We start from the raw sequence: 18766 nt of genomic DNA on the forward strand, positions 1-18766 counted from the left end.
CGGGAATAGGGGATCGGCGGAAGGGTCAGCCCCGCAGCCGCCGCTGGTAATCATGTTCGCGCCAGTCGGCACGGGCGAGCCACTGATCCTCAGGCTGACGGGCGGCGAGTTCCGAAGCGATCTCCACCTCGTCGAAACCGGAGCGGCGCACCATGGCATACTGATCGGCGATCACATGACCCTTGGCGCGGAGCCGCCCGCTGAACCCCAGCCGCCGCAACTCGCGACCGAGGGTGAAGCCGCGACCGTCGGAAAATGCGGGGAAGTCGATCCGCACGAATCCGGCCGACAGAAGCGGTACCAGGTCAGCGGTCGCGGTGTCGGAGGGAACGTCCACGGCAGGGCTGGGACCATCCAGCGCATCAAGGGGCAGAAAGTCCCCGGTGAAGTCCTCGGCATGGAAGCCGTCGTCGCGCACGATCACGGTCATGCCGCGTTCTCCTTGTCCTTTGGCATCCGCACGGCCTTGCCGTCGATGAAATGGATGCCGCATTCGACCTTTGCCTGTCCCCGCCAGCGACCGGCCCGCGGATCCTCGCCGGGTTTCACCGGAGAGGTGCAGGGGGCGCAACCAATCGACGGATAGCCCTTCGCCACGAGCGGGTGCCGGGGCAGGTCATGGCGGGTCATATAGGTATCCACCTCCGCCGGCGTCCAGTCTGCGAGCGGATTGATCTTGATCCGGCTGTCGCCTTCGGCCTCGAACAGGTCGAGCGTGGCGCGGGTCGCGGCCTGAAACCGTTTCCGCCCGGTGATCCAGGCGTCGAACCCTTTCAGGGCGCGTTCGAGCGGGCGGGTCTTGCGAAGGTCGCAGCAGGCATCGGTATTGAACTGGTGCAGCGTATTGTCCGGATCCTCGAAGGCAAGCTCCTCGGGATCGGCCGTGATCCGCCGGATGTCGGTAAGACCGAGGCTGCGCGCGATCTCCTGCTGATAGGCGATGGTTTCCGCGAACAGCATCTCCGTATCGACGAAGAGCACGGGCAGCTCGGGCGCCGCCTCCGCAACCATATGAAGCAGCACGACGGATTCGGCCCCGAAGGAGGAGACGAGCGCCACCCGGCCCGCCGCCGGATCGGCGAGCGCGGCACGGATCGCTTCCGTACCGCCCTTGTCGCCGTGGCGGGCATTCAGGGTATCCACCCGATCCGCAACGGAACCGTCAGGCCGCATCGCGCTTGCCTTCCTCCGGGTAGAGCGCGGCCTTGAACGGGGCCGGGCCAAGGCGACGGAAGGCGTCGATGAACGTCTCCTCCGGCCCCTGCCGTTCGGCCAGATAGGCGCGCATGAGCCGCTCGATCGCGGGCACCACCTCCTCCGCCGGAAAACCGGGGCCGGCGCGTTCGCCGATGGCCGCACGTTCCGTGCCGTCGCCGCCCAGCGTGATCTGATAATTCTCCACGCCCGCGCGGTCGAGGCCGAGAATCCCGACATGCCCCACATGGTGATGGCCGCAGGCGTTGATGCAGCCGGAGATCTTGATCTTCATCCCGCCGATCTCCTCCTCCAGCCCGAGAGCGTGGAAATGAGTGGCGATATCCTGCGCGATGGGGATGGAGCGCGCGGTGGCCAGCGCGCAGTAATCCATGCCGGGGCAGGCGATGATGTCGGAGATCAGCCCGATATTCGCCGTGGCCAGTTCCGCGGCCTTCAGCGCTGCGTGGACGGCGGGCAGATCGCCCTTGTGCACATGCGGCAGGATGACGTTCTGCTCATGGCTGATACGCAGTTCGTCATGTCCGTAGCGTTCTGCCAGATCGGCCAGCACGCGCATCTGGTCGGATGTCGCATCGCCCGGCGTCGCGCCCTGTTTCTTCAGCGAGACGGAGACGATGGCGTAGTTGTCGTTCCGGTGGCGGCTCAGGTTCTGTTCGCTCCAGCGACGGAATTCCGGGTCGCGAAGCGCGGCCTCATAGGCGTCGGTGGGTGCGTTCTTCCATGCGGGCGCTGCAAAGGCTGCTTCGATGTCCGCAAGCAATGCCTGATCGGAACCGTGAAACTCCGGCCGGATTTCCGCGAACCGGGCTTCCACAAGCTCCCGAATCTTCTCGACGCCCGTTTCGTGCACGGTGATCTTGATGCGGGCCTTGTACTTGTTGTCGCGGCGGCCAAGCTCGTTGTAGACGCTGAGAACAGCTTCCACATAGGGCAGCAGGTCGGCCTTGGGCAGGAACTCCCGCACGATATGGCCAAGCATCGGCGTCCGGCCAAGGCCGCCTCCCACGATCACCTCGAAGCCAGGCTCGCCCCGCGCATTGCGCACCATGCGGAGCCCGATGTCATGCGCGCGGGTCACGGCGCGGTCGTTCGGGCTGCCGGTGATGGCGATCTTGAACTTCCGCGGGAGGAACTGGAATTCCGGATGGTCGGTCGACCACTGACGCAGCAATTCCGCGACGGGGCGCGGGTCTTCGATCTCATCCGCCGCAGCGCCGGCGAAATGGTCTGCGGTGACGTTGCGGACGCAGTTGCCCGAGGTCTGGATGGCGTGCATCTCCACCTCCGCCAGAGCTTCCAGCATGTCCGGCACGTCGCGGAGCAGTGGCCAGTTGTACTGGATGTTCTGGCGGGTGGTGAAATGGCCGTATCCCTTGTCCCACCGGTCGGCGATGAGCGCGAGCTGACGCATTTTCGCGCCGTTGAGTGTGCCATAGGGGATGGCCACGCGCAGCATGTAGGCGTGAAGCTGGAGGTAGAGACCGTTCATCAGCCGGAGCGGCCTGAACTCCTCCTCCGTCAGCGATCCGTCGATCCGTCGCTCCACCTGCGCGCGGAACTGGGCCACCCGTTCGCGGACGAAGGCTGCGTCGAAATCGTCGTAGCGGTACATGCGGTCTTGCTCCTGGGACTCAGCCGACGCGATCGAGGTCGCGTTCGGCCTGTTTGCCGTGGGGGTAGTTCGAAGGGCCGGTCGCGCGGAACACCTCCCGGAAATGGATGGGTTCCGGCCCGGTGGATCCTGCCTTGGCATCGGCGAGATAGGCGCCGACGACAAGCCCTGATTGCGCTGCCGCATCCAGAAGGCGGATCGCGGCATGGGCTTCATCCTCGATCAGCTCCGCCTCGTGCAGTTCGCGCGACCAGCGGTCATCGGGGGTGAGATAAACGACATCGCCCTCAAGGAGGGCGTTGGCGGTGACGACTTTCGGTGTGAAACGGCGGCTCATGGTCTGGCCTCCTTGAAATCTTCGAGAAGTTGGACTGCGCGTCGGGGCGACAGCCCGTAAAGAATGATCGCTGGGCCCGTCAGTTCCGTGACGGACGTGGTAAAATCATTGAGACAACAGCCAATAATTCGTTCATCCGGGCGGGATGCGTTCTCGATCAGCGTGACGGGCGTGGTTCCTGCCGCGCCATGCATCATCAACCGGCCCTGAACGAATCGGGCGGACTTCCGGCCCATGTAGATCGCCGCCACTTCGCCCGGACGGGCAAGTGCGCGCCAGTCATGCTCGGCAAAGCCCTGCATGTCGTGGCCGGTGATGAAACGGACGGACGAGTTGCGTCCACGGCGGGTGAGGCTCTGGCCGATGCTCGCCGCAGCGGCGACGGCGGAGGTGATGCCAGGGACGATGCGCCAGGAAATACCGGCGGCCTCCACTGCCTCCAGCTCCTCGTCCAGCCGCCCGAACAGGCCGGCATCGCCGGATTTCAGCCGCACCACATGCGCGCCCGATCCGGCATGAGCAAGGATCAGCGCGTTGATCCGCCCCTGGCTCATCGAGGGGCCGAACCCCTCCTTGCCCGCGTCGATCAGCGTGGCCTCGCGCCGGGCGAGTTCAAGGATCTCCGGTGAGATCAGGCGGTCGTGAATGACGACATCCGCCTTGTCCAACGCGCGCCGCGCCTTCAGCGTCAGAAGCTCGGGGTCACCGGGGCCAGCGCCGACGAAATCCACATGACCGGGCCGGGGCGCCGCGTCCAGATGGCGGGCGAGCAGATCGTCCAGCGCCTGCTCCGCCCCGTCTTCGCCGCCGGCTTCATGCGCGCGGGGGCCGACCTCGAAGTAATATTCGCTCCAGAAATCGCGGCGGCGGCGGCCCATCGGCAGGGCATCCGCCATGGTCCGGAAGGCCTTGCCGATCCGCGCCAGCGCGCCAAGGCGCACGGGCAGCCGCGCCTCAAGATCCGCTTTTATCGCACGGGCAAGGACGGGGGCCGCGCCTTCCGTTCCGATGGCGACGGTCACCGGATCGCGGTCCACGATGGCGGGCGTGATAAAGGCGCTGCCATGAAGATCATCGACGATATTGTGCAGAACGCCCGCCGCACGGGCGAGAGCCGCGGTCGCGGCGTCGCGCGCTGCATCCTCATCTGCGGCATAGACGAGCATCGCTCCGACCAGATCCTCGGGAGCGATCGCACGATGGTGGAGCGTGATGCGCCCCTCCGCCGCCCAGAGCAGGATCTCGTTCACCGGATCGTCGGAGAACACGTCTAGCTGCGCCTCCGTCTTGAGCAGCAGCCGCAGCTTCGCAACGGCGGCATCGCCCCCTCCGGACAGGAGAATGCGGCGCCCCGTGGTGTCGAGGAAGAGCGGAAAATGCTTCATGACAGGAACCAAGTCTGGAATCGCAGCGCCAATATAGGATATTTTCCGCCATGAATGCTATCCTGACTTGCAGATAAGGATGATTGTTCAGATAATCGCCTTCAACGGGGCATCCTTCCCGGTTTGAGGGAGTTCAACGAATGGCAGTCCGGCTGGACGAGATCGATCGGAAAATCCTTGTCGAATTGCAGGAGGATGCCAGCCAGTCGTTGGATGAAATCGCCCGCAAGGTCAATTCTTCCAAGACCCCCGTCTGGAACCGGATCCGCAAGCTGCGCGAAGCCGGGGTGATCGGACGGCAGACGGTGATTCTGGATCCGGAATCACTGGGCCTTGAGGCGTGTTTCTTCGTGCTGATCCGCACCTCGGAGCATGAGGCCGACTGGCAGAAGAAGTTCCTCAAGGCGCTCCGGGAGCGCCCGGAAGTGCTTGAAGCGCATAGGCTTGCGGGCGATATCGACTATATCCTGAAGGTCCGGGTCGCCAATGCCCGGGCCTATGACAAGTTCTATCAGGCGCTGATCTCGGAAGTGCGGATCTACAACGTCACCGCACTCCTTTCCATGGAGGAGATCAAGGCGACGACCATCCTGCCGATCCCGGAGGAGACGCCGGTCCAGAACGCATGACACCCGTTCAGACAGCGTGGAGATAAAGGTCGAAATCCACGTCCGGTATGGTCGCGGCCACCCGGGCGTATTCGGCCGCCTTGATGGCGGTGAAGGTGCGATGCATTTCCACCCCCAAGGCATCTTTCAGGAAGGCGGAGTGTTGCGCCGCCTCGACTGCTTCCCGCCAGTCCCGCGGAATGGGGAGGGGAGATGAGGCTTCATAGCCGTTGCCCACAGTCTCCGGCCCCGGGTCCAGCCGTTCCGTCAGCCCCTTGTGGATACCGGCCAGCACCGTTGCGCCCACCAGATAAGGATTGGCATCCACCCCGGCAGGGCGATGTTCGATGCGGCGGGCTGCGACAGGCCCTGCGGGGATGCGCAGCGCCACGGAGCGGTTGTTCACGCCCCAGGTCGGCGACACCGGGGCATAGCTCTGGCTCGCGAAACGGCGCCAGGAATTGCCGTGCGGGGCAAAGACCAGCATGGATTCGCCCATCGTCGCGCGAAGCCCGCCGATGGCCTGACGGATCGGGTCGTTCCAGACGCCTTCCCGCGCTTCGCTGAAGATGTTCTTCCCCTCGCCATCGGCCATCGACACATGGAAGTGCATCCCTGACCCGGCGTAGCGCGCAAAGGGCTTCGCCATGAAGCAGGCTGTCACCCCAAACCGCCGCGCGGCGAGGCGCACGATGCGCTTGAGCCGGATGAGGTCATCCGCTGCCCGCATGACATCGGGCCGGTAATGGAGCGTGAGTTCATACTGGCCCGGCGCATATTCCGAGATCACCGTCTCCGCCATGATCCCTGCTGCCGCGGCGCCGGCATAGATGGCGGAAAAGAGCGGCTCCATCCCATGCAGGTGATCGACGGAATAGACTTCCGTCCGGTCCGACCGCCGCCCGTCGAGCACGGCGGCAGCGGGGCGGACGCGCCCCTCCGCGTCGCGGGTATTGTCGAGCAGGAAGAACTCCAGTTCGAACGCGCCCGCGGGAAACAGGCCTTCCGCTTCCAGCGCGGCGACCTGACGGGAAAGGGCGTGGCGCGGATCGGAGGCCATCGGTTCCCCGTCGAGGGTGAACATGGAGAGAAGCACCTCCGCCCGCGCGGGCGATGTGCCTGCGATGGGCACCAGGCTTCCCGGCACGGGCCAGGCACGCAGATCGCCATCCCCCTGATCCCAGACCAGTCCGGTTTCGTGCACATCCTCGCCACAGATATCCAGGCCGAGAATGGAAATCGGCAGATGCCGCCCATTGCGATAGAGCGACATGAGTTCATGCCGGCGGATGATCTTGCCGCGGCCCACGCCGTTTGCATCCGTCAGAACGAGGTCGATCGCCTCAATCTCCGGGTGCTGGGCCAGAAACTCCTCAGCTTCAGAAATATCGGAGCCGGAGGGAGAAAGCGATGTCATCGGAACAGCTCCGCGCAGATTTCGTCAAACGCATCGATGAGCCGGTCGATCTGTTTCTTCCGGGTGACGGGCGAGACGAGCATCATGTTGTGAAAGGGCGCGATGAGCAGCCCGCGGTTGACAAGGGATAGGTGGACAGCCGCCTCCACCAGCGGCTGATAGGCTTCCTCGGCCTCGGTGCCGTTGCGCAGGGGCCCGGGCGCACAGATGAACTCCACCCGCGCGCCGCAGCGGACGACATGCCACGGCACATCCCGCTCCTTGATCACGAGGCGCAGCCCTTTCTCAAGCCGCTTCGCGCCGCTCTCCATCCGCTGATAGGCGCCTTTCGTCATCACCTCGGAGAGCGTGGCACGCAGCGCGGCGAACTGGAGCGGATTGCCGGAGAGGGTGGTGCCCATGCCCGTATGGCCGGGCTCGCGCTCTGCCTCCTGCGCCGACAGACGGGAGGCTACGTCCTCGGTCATGCCCCAGACCGCCGCCGCCACGCCGCCCGCCACCGCTTTCCCGCAAGTGAGGATGTCGGGCAGCAGCCCGTGCCGACGCGTATAGCCGCCCAGCCCGGAGCTGATCGTATGGGTCTCGTCGAGGATGAGGAGCGTTCCCGTCGCCCGTGTGAGCCGACGGAGCGCCTCATGAAAACCGGGCTCGGGCAATACCATGCAGGCATTGGTCATGACCGGCTCCGCGATGACCGCTGCCACGTCCATTTCGCAAAGCGCAGCTTCCAGCGCGGCGAGGTCGTTGAACTCTACCGCGATCGTCTCCGAAGCCGGATCTGCCGCCATGCCGACAAGGCCGGGGCGCGGTACCGTGCGCCCGTTGCGCAGCTTCACCATCGTCTCATCCACCGTGCCGTGGTAGGCGCCGTTGAAGACGATGATCTTCCGCCGCTCCGTGACTGCCCGTGCCACCTTCAGGGCGAAGCGGTTCGCATCCGTCGCGGTCGTTGCCACCTGCCAGCGGAACTCTCCAAAGCGGGAGGAGAGCAGTTCCCCGACCGCCAGCGCGTCGATATTCGGCAGCATGTAGGTGAGCCCCTGCCGCGACTGCCTGCGAATCGCCTCCGCCACCGGCTTTGGCGAGTGACCAAAGAGCGAGGCCGTGTCGCCAAGGCAGAAGTCTTCGAAATCGTGCCCATCGATATCGGTGAGCCTCGCGCCTTCCGCCCGTTTCACCATGATGGGAAAGGGTAGGGGCCAGTCCCGCATCCAGTGCATCGGCACACCGTCCATCCAGGCGGCTGCGCCATGATCGAGCGCCAGGCGGCTCCGGGGGCGGGTTCGCGCATAGTTTGCCGTTTCCTTCGCAAGGAGCTTGCGGAGGCGATTCGTCGGGACACCGCCCGAAAGGGAATTTAGCGATGACATGGGGGCCTCGCTCTTGGGGTTCGTGGGGTTCTCACCCAAGGTGAGCACGGGCGCAAGGGGCGGTTATTCGACCAACGGGACAAGGGTAAGCAGGCGTTTGCCCTCCTCGGCGCTCAGAAGCACGCGGAACAACTGCTCGATCCTGTCGCGATAGGTCAGCAGCATGGCAGAGGACAGCGCCGCCGGCTCCCCTCGGAGTTGTCCAGCGGAAGCCTCTTGCCAAAGGTTCAGCATTTCATGCGCTGCAACGGCGCTGGCGGCGTTGGCGAAACGGCTTTCTTGACGGAGAAGCTGAACCCGGAGCCGCGTTTCCGCCTGAGCATAGCGGGGCCGAAGGCGCTCGACCGCTGCCGCACGTTCGGACGGTGGCAGGATCAGCAGATCCTGATAGATGCCTATGGTCAGCGTCGCGAGGTCGGCGGTTCGGTCCACGGTGCCGGCGTCATAGAGCGTGAGCTGCGGCGCGCAGCCTGTCAGCGCCAGCGAAAGGGCGATGACCAGCGGTCGGACGAGGGAGGGCAAGGGCCGCGTCTGCATGGTGCCTCACTCTAACGTGCCGCATTGCAGCGAAGAACCCCTAAGGCGCCGCGAGTATCGCGTTTTTCAGGGTACAGTCGCGGATCACATCCTGACCGCAGCGCCGGGGTTCCAGATCTTTCGTTAGACAGACACGCACCTCCGCAATATGGCCTGCGGAGCAGGTGACGGTAAGCATGTCGCGGCTCATTCCGGGATTCGTCTCGATGAACGCATCCTCGATGACGGAGGCAGGAAGCCGCACATCTTCCCGCAGGCGGGAGAGGACCTCCGGCATTGCAACGCTGTGGTAGGCCTTGCGCTGGGTGGAAAGATAGTCGGCCGCGCTCAGCCCCGCGCAGCGGCCGTGCTTCTTCCATTGATACCAGGCAAGCCCCTGCGACCCCATGATATCGGTCATCGCGCCTGTCTCGGCCCGTGACGGGTCACGCATGGAGGTACGGCAGAATTCGGGCCAGCCTCCTTTGTCATATTGCGGCCAGAGGCCATGGAGAAGGAAGCCGTGGCGATGCCGGGGATCGCACTGGCCCCCCGTTTCCCCCTCGCGCGAACACCATCCGGGGGACCAGGTGAGTGCCATGACGTAGTAGTCGAATTCGCCTGCAGGACGCCCGCCGCGCGCCTGTGCCAACGCGCCGTCCGCCGTTGTGGACAAGCTCAGGAGGGCGGCCAGAACCGCTGTCGTCGCGCGCATTGCCTCTTTCCTCCTTCGGCCTTCCCGCCTATATATCACCGGACTTCCCGAAAACGTGGAGATCGCGGCCAAGGCCGCAGCCGTTTTCCCGGCGCGGGAGAGATATGTTAGGAGAGACCCGATGAACAAGCCCCTGATGGCCAAGGCGACCGCGGTCTGGCTCATCGAAAACACCACCCTGTCCTTCAAGCAGATTGCGGATTTCTGCGGCCTTCACGAACTCGAAGTGCAGGGCATCGCCGATGGCGATGTGGCCACCGGCGTCAAGGGTTTCGATCCGATCGCCAACAACCAGCTCGACGCCGTGGAGATCGAGAAGGGTGAGAAGAACCCGATCTACCGGCTCAAGCTGAAGTTCAACCCGGCCGCCGTGGGCGAGGAAAAACGCCGCGGGCCGCGCTACACGCCGCTTTCCAAGCGTCAGGACCGTCCGGCCGCGATTCTCTGGCTCGTCAAGTTCCACCCAGAACTTTCGGACGGCCAGATCGCAAAGCTGGTAGGCACGACGAAGCCGACGATTCAGTCAATTCGCGACCGCTCGCACTGGAACATCGCGAATATCGCGCCGGTTGACCCGGTGGCGCTGGGCCTTGCCCGCCAGTCCGAGCTGGATGCGGCCGTCCAGCAGGCAGCCCGCAAGAAGACGGCGGATGGCGTCGTGATGACCGATGACGAACGTCGCAAGCTCGTTTCCACCGAGCAATCTCTGGGGATGTCGCCCGATGCGCGGTTGCCGTCCTCCATCGCGGGTCTGGAAAACTTCTCTCTCTCCGAGGAGGAAAAGAAGCCGGCCGATTTCTCCAATGCGGACAGCTTCTTCAACCTGCCCAACACCGACGATGATGAAGAGGACGAGGACGACGATCACCGTCGCTGAGACCGCTGCCGTGGCTGGACTTCGCGACGGCCACGGCTAACTGCACCCCAACGGCGGCTGGCTGATGGGGAAAATGGATAGATTGACGGAACAGAGCGCGCTGCGCGTTTCCATCGCCGCGACCGTCGTGGTCGCGTTGTTCGGAATTCTTTTCGGGTTGCTGTCGGGCGCCTTCTCCATTGCCTTCGACGGTTTCTATTCGCTTGCTGACGCGACGATGACGGTGCTCTCGCTCATCGTGTCGGAGCTGATCGTCAGGTCTGCACGGACGAACGCGCTTTCGGGCAAGCTGCGCGACAGGTTCACGATGGGCTTCTGGCACCTCGAACCGATTGTCCTAGGTCTGAACGGCCTTCTGCTCATGGTCGTGGCAATCTATGCGCTCATCAATGCGGTGATCACTCTTCTGGACGGCGGCAACGTCCTGAAATTCGATCTGGCTATCCTTTATGCTGTGGTGACGCTGGCGGTCTGTCTGGCGATGGCCTGGTTTGGGCACCGGGTGAACCTGCGGCTAAAGTCGGAATTCCTGAAGCTCGACGTCCGCGCTTGGATCATGTCGGGCTGTATCACCGGCGCTCTGCTGGTCGCCTTCATCCTGGGCTGGGCAGTTCAGGGCACGCGTCTGGAATGGCTCTCCCCCTATGTCGATCCGGCGGTGCTGGCGCTCGTCTGCCTTGTCATCATCCCGCTGCCTCTCGGCACCGTTCGGCAGGCACTTTCGGATGTGCTGCTCATCACGCCCCCCGACCTGAAGGTGCATGTGGACAGCGTGGCGGAGGAGATGGTCGCGAAATATGGCTTCAAGGGCTACCGCGCCTATGCCGCTCGCGTGGGGCGGGGTACACAGGTGGAGCTTTACTTCATCCTGCGGACAGGCCTGCCGCCCGAGCCGCTGGAGCATTGGGATCGTCTGCGGGATGAAATCGGAGATGCCATCGGGGGCGAGGGGCCGGACCGCTGGCTGACCATCGCCTTCACCACCGATCCCGGCTGGGCGGAGTGAGGGTCAGAAGGACCGCCGCGCCCGCATCGCCGCGCTGATCGTGCCATCGTCCAGATAGTCGAGCTCTCCCCCCACCGGAACACCCTGTGCGAGAGAGGTGACGGCCGCGCCGCAACCTTCCAGCGCCTCGGCGATGTAATGTGCGGTGGTCTGTCCGTCCACGGTGGCGGGAAGGGCAAGGATCACCTCCCGCGCGCCCTTCGCCCGCGAAACCAGCGCCGGAATGCGCAGATCCTCCGGCCCGACGGCGTCGAGCACCGAGAGCGTGCCGCCCAGAACGTGATAGCGTCCGCGAAACGCACCCGCCCGTTCCATCGCCCACAGATCCGCCACGTCTTCCACCACGCAGATCTCGCCTGTCTCCCGCTGGGGATCGGCGCAGATGGCGCAGAGATCGCCGGTACCGATATTGCCGCAGACCACGCAATCGCGCGCATTCACGGCAACCTGCTGGAGCGCCTCTCCCAAGGGGGCCATCAGCGCTCCCCGGCGGCGAAGCAGATGCAATACGGCACGCCGCGCCGACCGGGGGCCAAGCCCCGGCAGGCGCGACATGAGCGCGATCAGCGCCTCGATCTCCGCATTGGCGGCGTCTTTCAAGATGGCCTCAGAACGGCAGCTTCATCCCGGCGGGAAAGCCGAAGGATTCGGTGAGGCTCGCCATTTCCGCCTGTGATTTTTCGGCGGCCTTGGTCTGTGCATCCTTGATCGCGGCGAGGATGAGATCCTCGACCACTTCCTTTTCCTCGGGGTTGAAGATGGAGGGGTCGATATCCAGCCCCGTCAGCTCGCCCTTGGCGGTCGCCGTGGCTTTCACCAGTCCAGCGCCGGATTCCCCCGTCACCGTGGTGGTGCGAAGCTCCTCCTGAAGCGCCTCCATCTTCTCCTGAATGTCCTTGGCCGATTTCATGAGCTTCGCCATGTCGCCCATCTGGCCCAGTCCTTTGAACATCCGTTATCCTCTCATTCGTCCTCGAAGGGGTCCCATTCATCCGGCACTTCGGGAAGTGCCGCCTCCGCCGCTTCGGCCACCGCCGTCTCGGCTGTTCTGACTTCCGCCACGCGGGCACCGGGAAAGGCTTCCAGCACCGCCTGCACCAGCGGATTGTTCCGTGCTTCCTGCCGCAGGGCTTCCTGCTCCGCGTCGCGTTCTTCCGCGATCGTGCGACCGCCGCCATCCGAAACGACGGAGACGCCCCAGCGCACACCGGTCCAGCCCTGCAAACGCCCCGAAAGCCGCGCGGCGAGATCAGAGGGGGCTTCCGGTGTCGGCTGGAATTCGATCCGGCCGGGCGCGTAACGCACAAGGCGGAGCGTCGTCTCCACCTCGATCAGCAGTTTCACATCCCGGTTCGAGCGGATGAGTTCGACGACCTGCGGAAAGCTGGCATAACGGGCAAGCGATGTTTCCGGCGCCGAGGACAGCGCCATCGCCACGCCCCCGCCGGAGGGTGTCGCTAAGGTCCGCGGGCCGGCCTGCATCGTCTGTGGAAGCGGGCGTTCGGCTCCTGCCCGGCTGCCCGGCCCCTTTCCTGGCCCGCCGGGTGCGGGCGGCGGCAGCGACTGCAGCCTGCGCACCAGATCCTCGGGGGAGGGAAGGTCGGCCACATGCGTCAGGCGGATCATCGTCATTTCAGCGGCCATCATCGCGTTCGGCGCGAGGGAGACCTCCTCCAGTGCCTTCAGCAGCATCTGCCACATCCGGGTCAGCACCCGCATGGAAAGCCGTCCTGCCAGATCGAGGCCGCGCGCACGCTCATCCGGTGGAACGGTCGGATCTTCCGCCGCTTCCGGGGTGATGCGGACGATGGAGAGCCAGTGGGTGATTTCCGCAAGATCGCGCAGCACAGCCATGGGATCGGCGCCTGCCGCGTATTGCGCCGAGAGTTCCGCCAGCGCCCCGGCGGCGTCCCCCCGCATGATGAGGTCGAAAAGATCGAGCACCCGTCCGCGATCGGCGAGGCCGAGCATCGCCCGCACCTCCTCCAGCGTCGTTTCGCCCGCGCCGTGCGCAATCGCCTGATCGAGCAGTGACATCGCGTCCCGCGCCGATCCTTCGGAGGCCCGCGCGATCAGCGCCAGGGCATCGCCGGCGACACGGGCGCGCTCGCGCTCCGCCACGTCGGCAAGATAGGGGATCATCACTTCCGGTTCGATCCGGCGAAGGTCGAACCGCTGGCAGCGGGAGAGGACGGTCACGGGAACCTTGCGGATTTCCGTGGTGGCGAAGATGAACTTCACATGTGGCGGCGGTTCCTCCAGCGTCTTGAGCAGCGCGTTGAACGCGCTGGTCGATAGCATGTGGACCTCATCTATGATGTAGATCTTGTAGCGCGCCGACGCTGCCCGGTAATGGACGGAGTCTATGATCTCCCGTATGTCGCCGACCCCCGTGCGGGAGGCGGCGTCCATCTCCATCACATCGACATGGCGCCCTTCCGCAATGGCGACACAGGCGTCGCAGAGACCACATGGCTCCGTCGTCGGGCCGCCGGTCCCATCGGGGCCGGTGCAGTTCAACCCCTTGGCGATGATCCGGGCGGTGGTCGTCTTGCCCACCCCCCTGACCCCGGTCATGATGAAGGCATGGGCGATCCTGTCCGCGGCGAAGGCATTCTTCAGCGTACGGACCATCGCCTCCTGCCCGATCAGATCGGCGAAGGTCTGCGGTCGATATTTGCGGGCAAGGACCTGATAGGTCGCCGGGGCGCTGTCGCTGGCAGGCATATGAAGAGTCCGTCGGAGAGTTCCGCTGAACCTATAGTCTCCCACCGCTCGTCACAAGACCGCGGCAGGATCAACCAGAGCGACCGCCACCTCCGGCGGCTACATCTTTACAAGACGCCGGACCTGCGAGGCGATGGTGCGTAACACCTCCGCCTCATCCGCGCGAGAATCGCTGGCAAGATCTTCGAGATCGTCCACCAGGCACAGCCGATTGTATTCGCCCCGCACATTCGCAAGCAGCACTGCCACAGCGGTGCGTATGGCGATTTCGCCCGTGTCGTGATGCACGGGTGCAAGGTGGGAAGCGGGAACAGCACTCATGACACTCAAACCTTTAAAAACCATTCACTGTCGGAAAATGATCTAGCCTTGTAGGCAAAAAGAAAAGTGGAAGATACGCATGAATTATTTCGTTGGGTGGCTTTTGGGTATCTAAAGCCCCCCTGCGCCCGAAGCGCCCTACATGCACTTTCATGTCAGACACACGACGAAGTGTCTATCATTACTACAAAAAACACGAAGCACTCCTGTTTGTTCCCGCATGGCTCTGACAACCATAGGATGAACCTGTTAATCGCTGGTGAAAGCAGTGTTTCGGAAATGCCAGAGACTCTGGCCTGCCTTGACCCGATCCTGGCCCGTATTATCTCGCATTCGACCTTTGAGGTGAGGACAGGATGGGCCAGCTTGCAACTTATGCGATGTTCATCATCGTGGTGCTGGTCATCGGCTTCGGCACGGGCATGACGGTGGACCCGGGTGGCTGGTATGAATCGCTGACCAAGCCTTCCTTTACCCCGCCGAACAGCATCTTCGGCCCGGTTTGGGGCGTGATGTACCTGCTGATTGCAGTTGCGGGAGCGCGTACCTGGCTTCGGGAGCGGACCGAGCGACCCTTCTGGCTCTGGATCATCATCCCCGCGCTGACCTTCATCTGGACGCCGATCTTCTTTGGGGCGCAGATGACAGTCCTTGCGGCGGCGGTGGTGCTGGCCCTGTGGGTCGCCGTTTTCGTGTTCATCCGCGACCGTTGGCGGGCGGACCCGCCGACGGCCTGGATGATGGTGATCTACCTGCTCTGGCTGAGCTACGCGACGGCGCTGAACCTGGGCATCGTCTGGCTCAACTGATCACTCCGCAGCCGCGCGGCGCGCGGGCGTGTAGTTGAGGATTGGCGCCAGCCAGCGTTCCGCCTCCGCCAGATCAATCCCCTTCCGGCTGGCGTAGTCGGCCACCTGATCCGCCTCCACTCGCGCCACGCCGAAGTAATGCGCATCGGGATGAGCAAGATAAAGCCCGGAGACCGAGGAGCCGGGCCACATGGCATAGCTCTCCGTCAGCCGGACGCCGATCCGGGCTTCCGCGTCCAGCAGGCGGAACAGCGTGAGCTTTTCCGTATGGTCGGGCTGGGCGGGATAGCCGGGGGCGGGCCGGATGCCGCGATAGGGCTCTCCGATCAGGTCTGCCGGCGCATAGACTTCATCGGGTGCATAGCCCCACAGCTCCTTGCGCACATGTTCGTGCAGCCGCTCGGCGAAGGCTTCGGCAAAGCGGTCGGCCAGCGCCTTCACGAGAATGGCGGAGTAATCGTCATTTGCCCGTTCGAATCGCTGGGCGATCTCCTGCTCCTCCACCCCGGCAGTGACGACGAAGCCGCCGACATAGTCGGGCGCGGAGGGCGAAACGAAATCGGCCAGCGCGGTGTTGGGCCGCCCCTCCCGCTTCCATGTCTGCTGGCGCAAGGTGAAGAAGGTCGCCAGTTCCGCGCTTCGCCCCTCATCCGTGAACAGGCGGATATCGTCACCCGCTGCCTGTGCCGGCCAGAAGCCCACGACTGCCTTGGGGGAAAACCACTTGTCGTCGATGATCCGCGCCAGCATCACCTGTGCATCGTCCCAGAGCGCACGGGCGGCGGCGCCCTGCTTCTCATCCTCAAGAATGGCGGGGAAACGGCCCTTCATCTCCCATGTCTGGAAGAAGGGTGTCCAGTCGATATAGCGCGCCAGTTCCTCAAGGCTCCAGTGGTCATAGACCCGCGTGCCCAGGAAGCTCGGCTTCGGCGGCTGGTAGGCCGACCAGTCCGGCCGGAAGGCATTCTCGCGCGCCTTCGTCAGCGGCAGGCGCTGCTTCTCCCGTTCCGAGCGCGCATGGGCTTCGGCCACATTGCGGTATTCGGCGCGCACCGTTTCCACATAGGCGTCGCGGTTGGCCGACAGCAGCCCTGAAACGACGCCGACCGCGCGACTGGCATCCGTCACATAGACGGCCTGACCGGCGGTATAGTTCGGGTGGATTTTCACCGCCGTATGCACGCGCGACGTGGTCGCCCCGCCGATCAGCAGGGGGATGTCGAAGCCTTCTCGTTCCATCTCGGCGGCAACATGCGCCATCTCGTCCAGCGAGGGGGTGATGAGGCCGGAAAGGCCGATCACGTCCACGTCCTTCTCTCGCGCTGTGGCGAGGATCTTCTCCGCCGGGACCATGACGCCGAGGTCGATGATCTCGTAATTGTTGCAGGCCAGCACGACGCCGACGATGTTCTTGCCGATATCGTGGACATCGCCCTTTACCGTGGCCATCAGAACCTTGCCCGCGGATTGCCGGGTGTCGCCCTTCTCGGCCTCCATATAGGGGAGCAGCATGGCCACCGCCTGTTTCATGACGCGGGCGGACTTCACCACCTGCGGCAGGAACATCTTGCCCGCGCCGAAGAGGTCGCCCACCACGTTCATCCCGGCCATAAGCGGCCCTTCGATCACGTGAAGCGGCCTGTCGGCGGCCAGCCGCGCCTCCTCGGTATCCGCGTCGATGAATTCGGTGATGCCGTTCACCAGCGCATGTTCCAGCCGCTTCTCGACCGGCCATTCGCGCCAGCCGAGGTCGCGTTCCTTGGCCTCCTTCGCGCCAGTGCCGCGGAAGCGTTCGGCGATCTCCAGCATTTGCTCCGTCGCCGTGCCGCCGGCCTTCGGTACGCGGTTCAGCACCACGTCTTCACAGGCCTCTCGCAGGGCCGGGTCGATCTGGTCATAGACGGCCAGCTGCCCCGCGTTGACGATGCCCATGTCCATCCCCGCCTGAATGGCGTGGTAGAGGAACACCGCATGCATCGCCTCCCGCACCGGCTCGTTGCCGCGGAAGGAGAAGGAGAGGTTGGAAACACCGCCCGAGATATGCGCATGGGGCAGGGTTGCCCGAATCTTGCGCGTGGCCTCGATGAAATCGACACCATAGTTGTCGTGTTCCTCGATCCCGGTTGCCACCGCGAAGATGTTCGGGTCGAAGATGATGTCCTCCGGCGGGAAATCGACTTCCTCGGTGAGGATGCGATAGGCGCGAGAGCAGATCTCGACCTTCCGCGCCTCGGTATCCGCCTGCCCGGTCTCGTCGAAGGCCATGACCACCACCGCAGCGCCATAGGCCCGGCAGAGCTGCGCGTGGTGCAGGAAAGCCTCCTCGCCTTCCTTGAGCGAAATGGAATTGACCACCGGCTTGCCCTGCACGCATTTCAGGCCGGCCTCGATCACCTCCCACTTGGAACTGTCGATCATCACCGGCACGCGGGCGATGTCTGGTTCCGCGGCGATAAGGTTGAGATAGGTGGTCATCGCCTTCTGCGAGTCGATGAGCCCCTCGTCCATGTTGATGTCGATGATCTGGGCGCCGTTCTCCACCTGATCGCGCGCCACATCCAGCGCGGCGGCGTAGTCGCCGTTGGTGATGAGCTTGCGGAAGCGCGCGGAGCCGGTGACATTTGTCCGCTCCCCCACGTTCACGAAGGGGATATCTGGGGTCAGGACGAAGGGTTCCAGCCCTGAAAGCCGCATCCTGACCGGCACTTTCGGCAGGGCGCGGGGGGCCTGCGCTGCCACTGTCTCGGCGATGGCGGCGATATGCTCGGGCGTCGATCCGCAGCAGCCGCCCACCACGTTGATGAGGCCGTCGCGCGCGAAATCGGCGATCTGCTCGGCCATCTGGTCGGGCGTTTCGTCATAGGCGCCCATTTCGTTCGGCAGGCCCGCGTTCGGATAGGCGCAGATGAACGTCTCGGCCACGCCGGAGAGTTCCGCCAGGTGCGGCCGCATCGCGCGCGCGCCAAGCGCACAGTTCAGCCCCACGGTGAAGGGCCGGGCGTGGCGGACGGAGTTCCAGAAGGCGGTCGGCGTCTGGCCCGAGAGCGTACGCCCCGACAGGTCGGTGATCGTGCCCGAGATCATCACCGGCAGCCGCACACCGGTTTCCGCAAAGATTTCCTCGCAGGCAAAGATCGCAGCTTTGGCGTTCAGCGTGTCGAAGATCGTCTCGATCAGGATCAGGTCCGCGCCGCCTTCCGCCAGCCCCCGGACCTGCTCGCCATAGGCGATGCGCAGATCATCGAAGGTCACGGCGCGGAAGCCCGGATCGTTCACGTCCGGGCTGATGGAGGCGGTGCGGTTCGTCGGGCCAACGGCTCCAGCCACCCAGCGGGGCCGCCCGTCCTCCGCCGTCGCCCGGTCCATCGCACGGCGGGCGATGCGCGCGCCTTCCCGGTTCAGCTCGCGGACCAGATGTTCCATGCCGTAATCGGCCTGCGCGATGGTGGTGGAGGAGAAGGTGTTCGTCTCCACGATATCCGCGCCCGCTCTGGCGTAGCGGTAGTGGATTTCCTCGATCGCCTTGGGCTGGGTCAGGATCAGAAGGTCATTGTTGCCCTTCTGCGGCTTTTCGCCGTTCACGGTATGGCAGCCGCAGCCGCAGCCCGCACCATGGCCGTGGAAATCCTCTTCCGACAGGCCCAGCCCCTGGATCTGCGTGCCCATCGCGCCGTCGAGGATCAGGATACGTTCCCGCGCGGCGGCGGTGAGCGCGTCGAAGACGGGGGAGCGGAGCGGTTTTGCGGCACGGGTCATGGCGGACCTCCCGTAAAATCTGGGCAAGGGGCGGATCGTTCCTGTTACGCCCTAACATAGTCACCCCGCAACCACATGCGAACCGCGTCTTT

Annotated in this window: 18 protein-coding genes; 4 read left to right on the forward strand and 14 right to left on the reverse strand. The window is 64.5% G+C overall.

All coding sequences use genetic code 11. From position 1 onward, the window contains the following. Positions 1-25 precede the first annotated feature (25 nt). Genes CN97_RS03235 through cysG form a run of 5 tightly spaced genes read right to left on the reverse strand, consistent with a single transcriptional unit; the run spans position 26 to position 4552 of the window. Entirely contained in the window at positions 26-430 is a 405-nt protein-coding gene (locus tag CN97_RS03235) for a DUF934 domain-containing protein (protein ID WP_035707174.1), read from the reverse strand. After that, complete coding sequence (locus tag CN97_RS03240) at positions 427-1173, reverse strand: phosphoadenylyl-sulfate reductase (protein WP_035707177.1); 747 nt, start codon at positions 1171-1173, stop codon at positions 427-429. Before CN97_RS03240 ends, CN97_RS03235 begins: the two co-directional genes overlap by 4 nt. Beyond that, complete coding sequence (locus CN97_RS03245) at positions 1163-2830, reverse strand: nitrite/sulfite reductase (protein WP_035707180.1); 1668 nt, start codon at positions 2828-2830, stop codon at positions 1163-1165. Before CN97_RS03245 ends, CN97_RS03240 begins: the two co-directional genes overlap by 11 nt. Before the next feature lie 19 nt (positions 2831-2849). Beyond that, positions 2850-3167, reverse strand: a complete 318-nt coding sequence (locus CN97_RS03250; protein ID WP_035707184.1) for a DUF2849 domain-containing protein — start codon at positions 3165-3167, stop codon at positions 2850-2852. After that, entirely contained in the window at positions 3164-4552 is a 1389-nt protein-coding gene (gene cysG / locus CN97_RS03255; protein WP_035708262.1) for a siroheme synthase CysG, read from the reverse strand. Before cysG ends, CN97_RS03250 begins: the two co-directional genes overlap by 4 nt. Positions 4553-4692: 140 nt before the next feature. On the opposite strand from cysG, the gene CN97_RS03260 reads away from it, so the two are divergent. Continuing rightward, the gene (locus tag CN97_RS03260) at positions 4693-5181 is read left to right on the forward strand and encodes an Lrp/AsnC family transcriptional regulator (RefSeq protein WP_035707185.1); all 489 of its coding nucleotides are present in this window, start codon (positions 4693-4695) and stop codon (positions 5179-5181) included. Positions 5182-5188: 7 nt separating this feature from the next. Here the strand turns inward: CN97_RS03260 and CN97_RS03265 are convergent, their stop codons facing one another. The 4 genes from CN97_RS03265 to CN97_RS03280 all read right to left on the reverse strand — a co-directional run bounded on the left by CN97_RS03265 (position 5189) and on the right by CN97_RS03280 (position 9178). Continuing rightward, the gene (locus CN97_RS03265; protein ID WP_035707188.1) at positions 5189-6577 is read right to left on the reverse strand and encodes a glutamine synthetase family protein; all 1389 of its coding nucleotides are present in this window, start codon (positions 6575-6577) and stop codon (positions 5189-5191) included. Then, positions 6574-7947, reverse strand: a complete 1374-nt coding sequence (locus CN97_RS03270) for an aspartate aminotransferase family protein (RefSeq protein ID WP_035707191.1) — start codon at positions 7945-7947, stop codon at positions 6574-6576. The genes CN97_RS03265 and CN97_RS03270 overlap by 4 nt, the downstream gene beginning before the upstream one ends. A gap of 63 nt (positions 7948-8010) precedes the next feature. After that, positions 8011-8484 carry a hypothetical protein gene (locus tag CN97_RS03275; RefSeq protein WP_035707194.1) on the reverse strand — a complete coding sequence of 158 codons (474 nt, stop codon included), beginning with the start codon at positions 8482-8484 and terminating at the stop codon, positions 8011-8013. A 40-nt stretch (positions 8485-8524) separates the two neighbouring features. Then, a complete protein-coding gene (locus tag CN97_RS03280) occupies positions 8525-9178 on the reverse strand; it encodes a ribonuclease T2 family protein (RefSeq protein ID WP_035707197.1) in 654 nt (217 codons plus the stop codon). 121 nt (positions 9179-9299) lie between these two features. On the opposite strand from CN97_RS03280, the gene CN97_RS03285 reads away from it, so the two are divergent. Both CN97_RS03285 and CN97_RS03290 read left to right on the forward strand, forming a co-directional pair. Further along, positions 9300-10055 (forward strand): DUF1013 domain-containing protein, encoded by a 756-nt coding sequence (locus CN97_RS03285; protein WP_035707200.1) that lies wholly within the window; start codon positions 9300-9302, stop codon positions 10053-10055. Between the two features lie 73 nt (positions 10056-10128). Continuing rightward, a complete protein-coding gene (locus tag CN97_RS03290) occupies positions 10129-11061 on the forward strand; it encodes a cation diffusion facilitator family transporter (protein ID WP_035707203.1) in 933 nt (310 codons plus the stop codon). A 3-nt stretch (positions 11062-11064) separates the two neighbouring features. On the opposite strand, the gene recR is transcribed toward CN97_RS03290, so the two are convergent. The 4 genes from recR to CN97_RS03310 all read right to left on the reverse strand — a co-directional run bounded on the left by recR (position 11065) and on the right by CN97_RS03310 (position 14109). After that, positions 11065-11661: a recombination mediator RecR gene (recR, locus tag CN97_RS03295; protein ID WP_035707207.1), complete on the reverse strand. Its 597-nt coding sequence runs from the start codon at positions 11659-11661 to the stop codon at positions 11065-11067. 7 nt (positions 11662-11668) lie between these two features. Next, positions 11669-12013 carry a YbaB/EbfC family nucleoid-associated protein gene (locus CN97_RS03300; RefSeq protein WP_035707210.1) on the reverse strand — a complete coding sequence of 115 codons (345 nt, stop codon included), beginning with the start codon at positions 12011-12013 and terminating at the stop codon, positions 11669-11671. A gap of 11 nt (positions 12014-12024) precedes the next feature. Next, the gene (locus tag CN97_RS03305) at positions 12025-13788 is read right to left on the reverse strand and encodes a DNA polymerase III subunit gamma/tau (protein WP_035707213.1); all 1764 of its coding nucleotides are present in this window, start codon (positions 13786-13788) and stop codon (positions 12025-12027) included. A 99-nt stretch (positions 13789-13887) separates the two neighbouring features. Next, a complete protein-coding gene (locus CN97_RS03310) occupies positions 13888-14109 on the reverse strand; it encodes a hypothetical protein (protein ID WP_035707215.1) in 222 nt (73 codons plus the stop codon). Positions 14110-14465: 356 nt separating this feature from the next. On the opposite strand from CN97_RS03310, the gene CN97_RS03315 reads away from it, so the two are divergent. Continuing rightward, the gene (locus CN97_RS03315) at positions 14466-14918 is read left to right on the forward strand and encodes a TspO/MBR family protein (RefSeq protein WP_035707218.1); all 453 of its coding nucleotides are present in this window, start codon (positions 14466-14468) and stop codon (positions 14916-14918) included. Here the strand turns inward: CN97_RS03315 and metH are convergent, their stop codons facing one another. Continuing rightward, positions 14919-18674: a methionine synthase gene (metH, locus tag CN97_RS03320; protein WP_035707220.1), complete on the reverse strand. Its 3756-nt coding sequence runs from the start codon at positions 18672-18674 to the stop codon at positions 14919-14921. Between the last annotated feature and the right edge of the window lie 92 nt (positions 18675-18766).

It is taken from the genome of Haematobacter massiliensis (genome assembly GCF_000740795.1).
GTDB classification, from domain to species: domain Bacteria; phylum Pseudomonadota; class Alphaproteobacteria; order Rhodobacterales; family Rhodobacteraceae; genus Haematobacter; species Haematobacter massiliensis.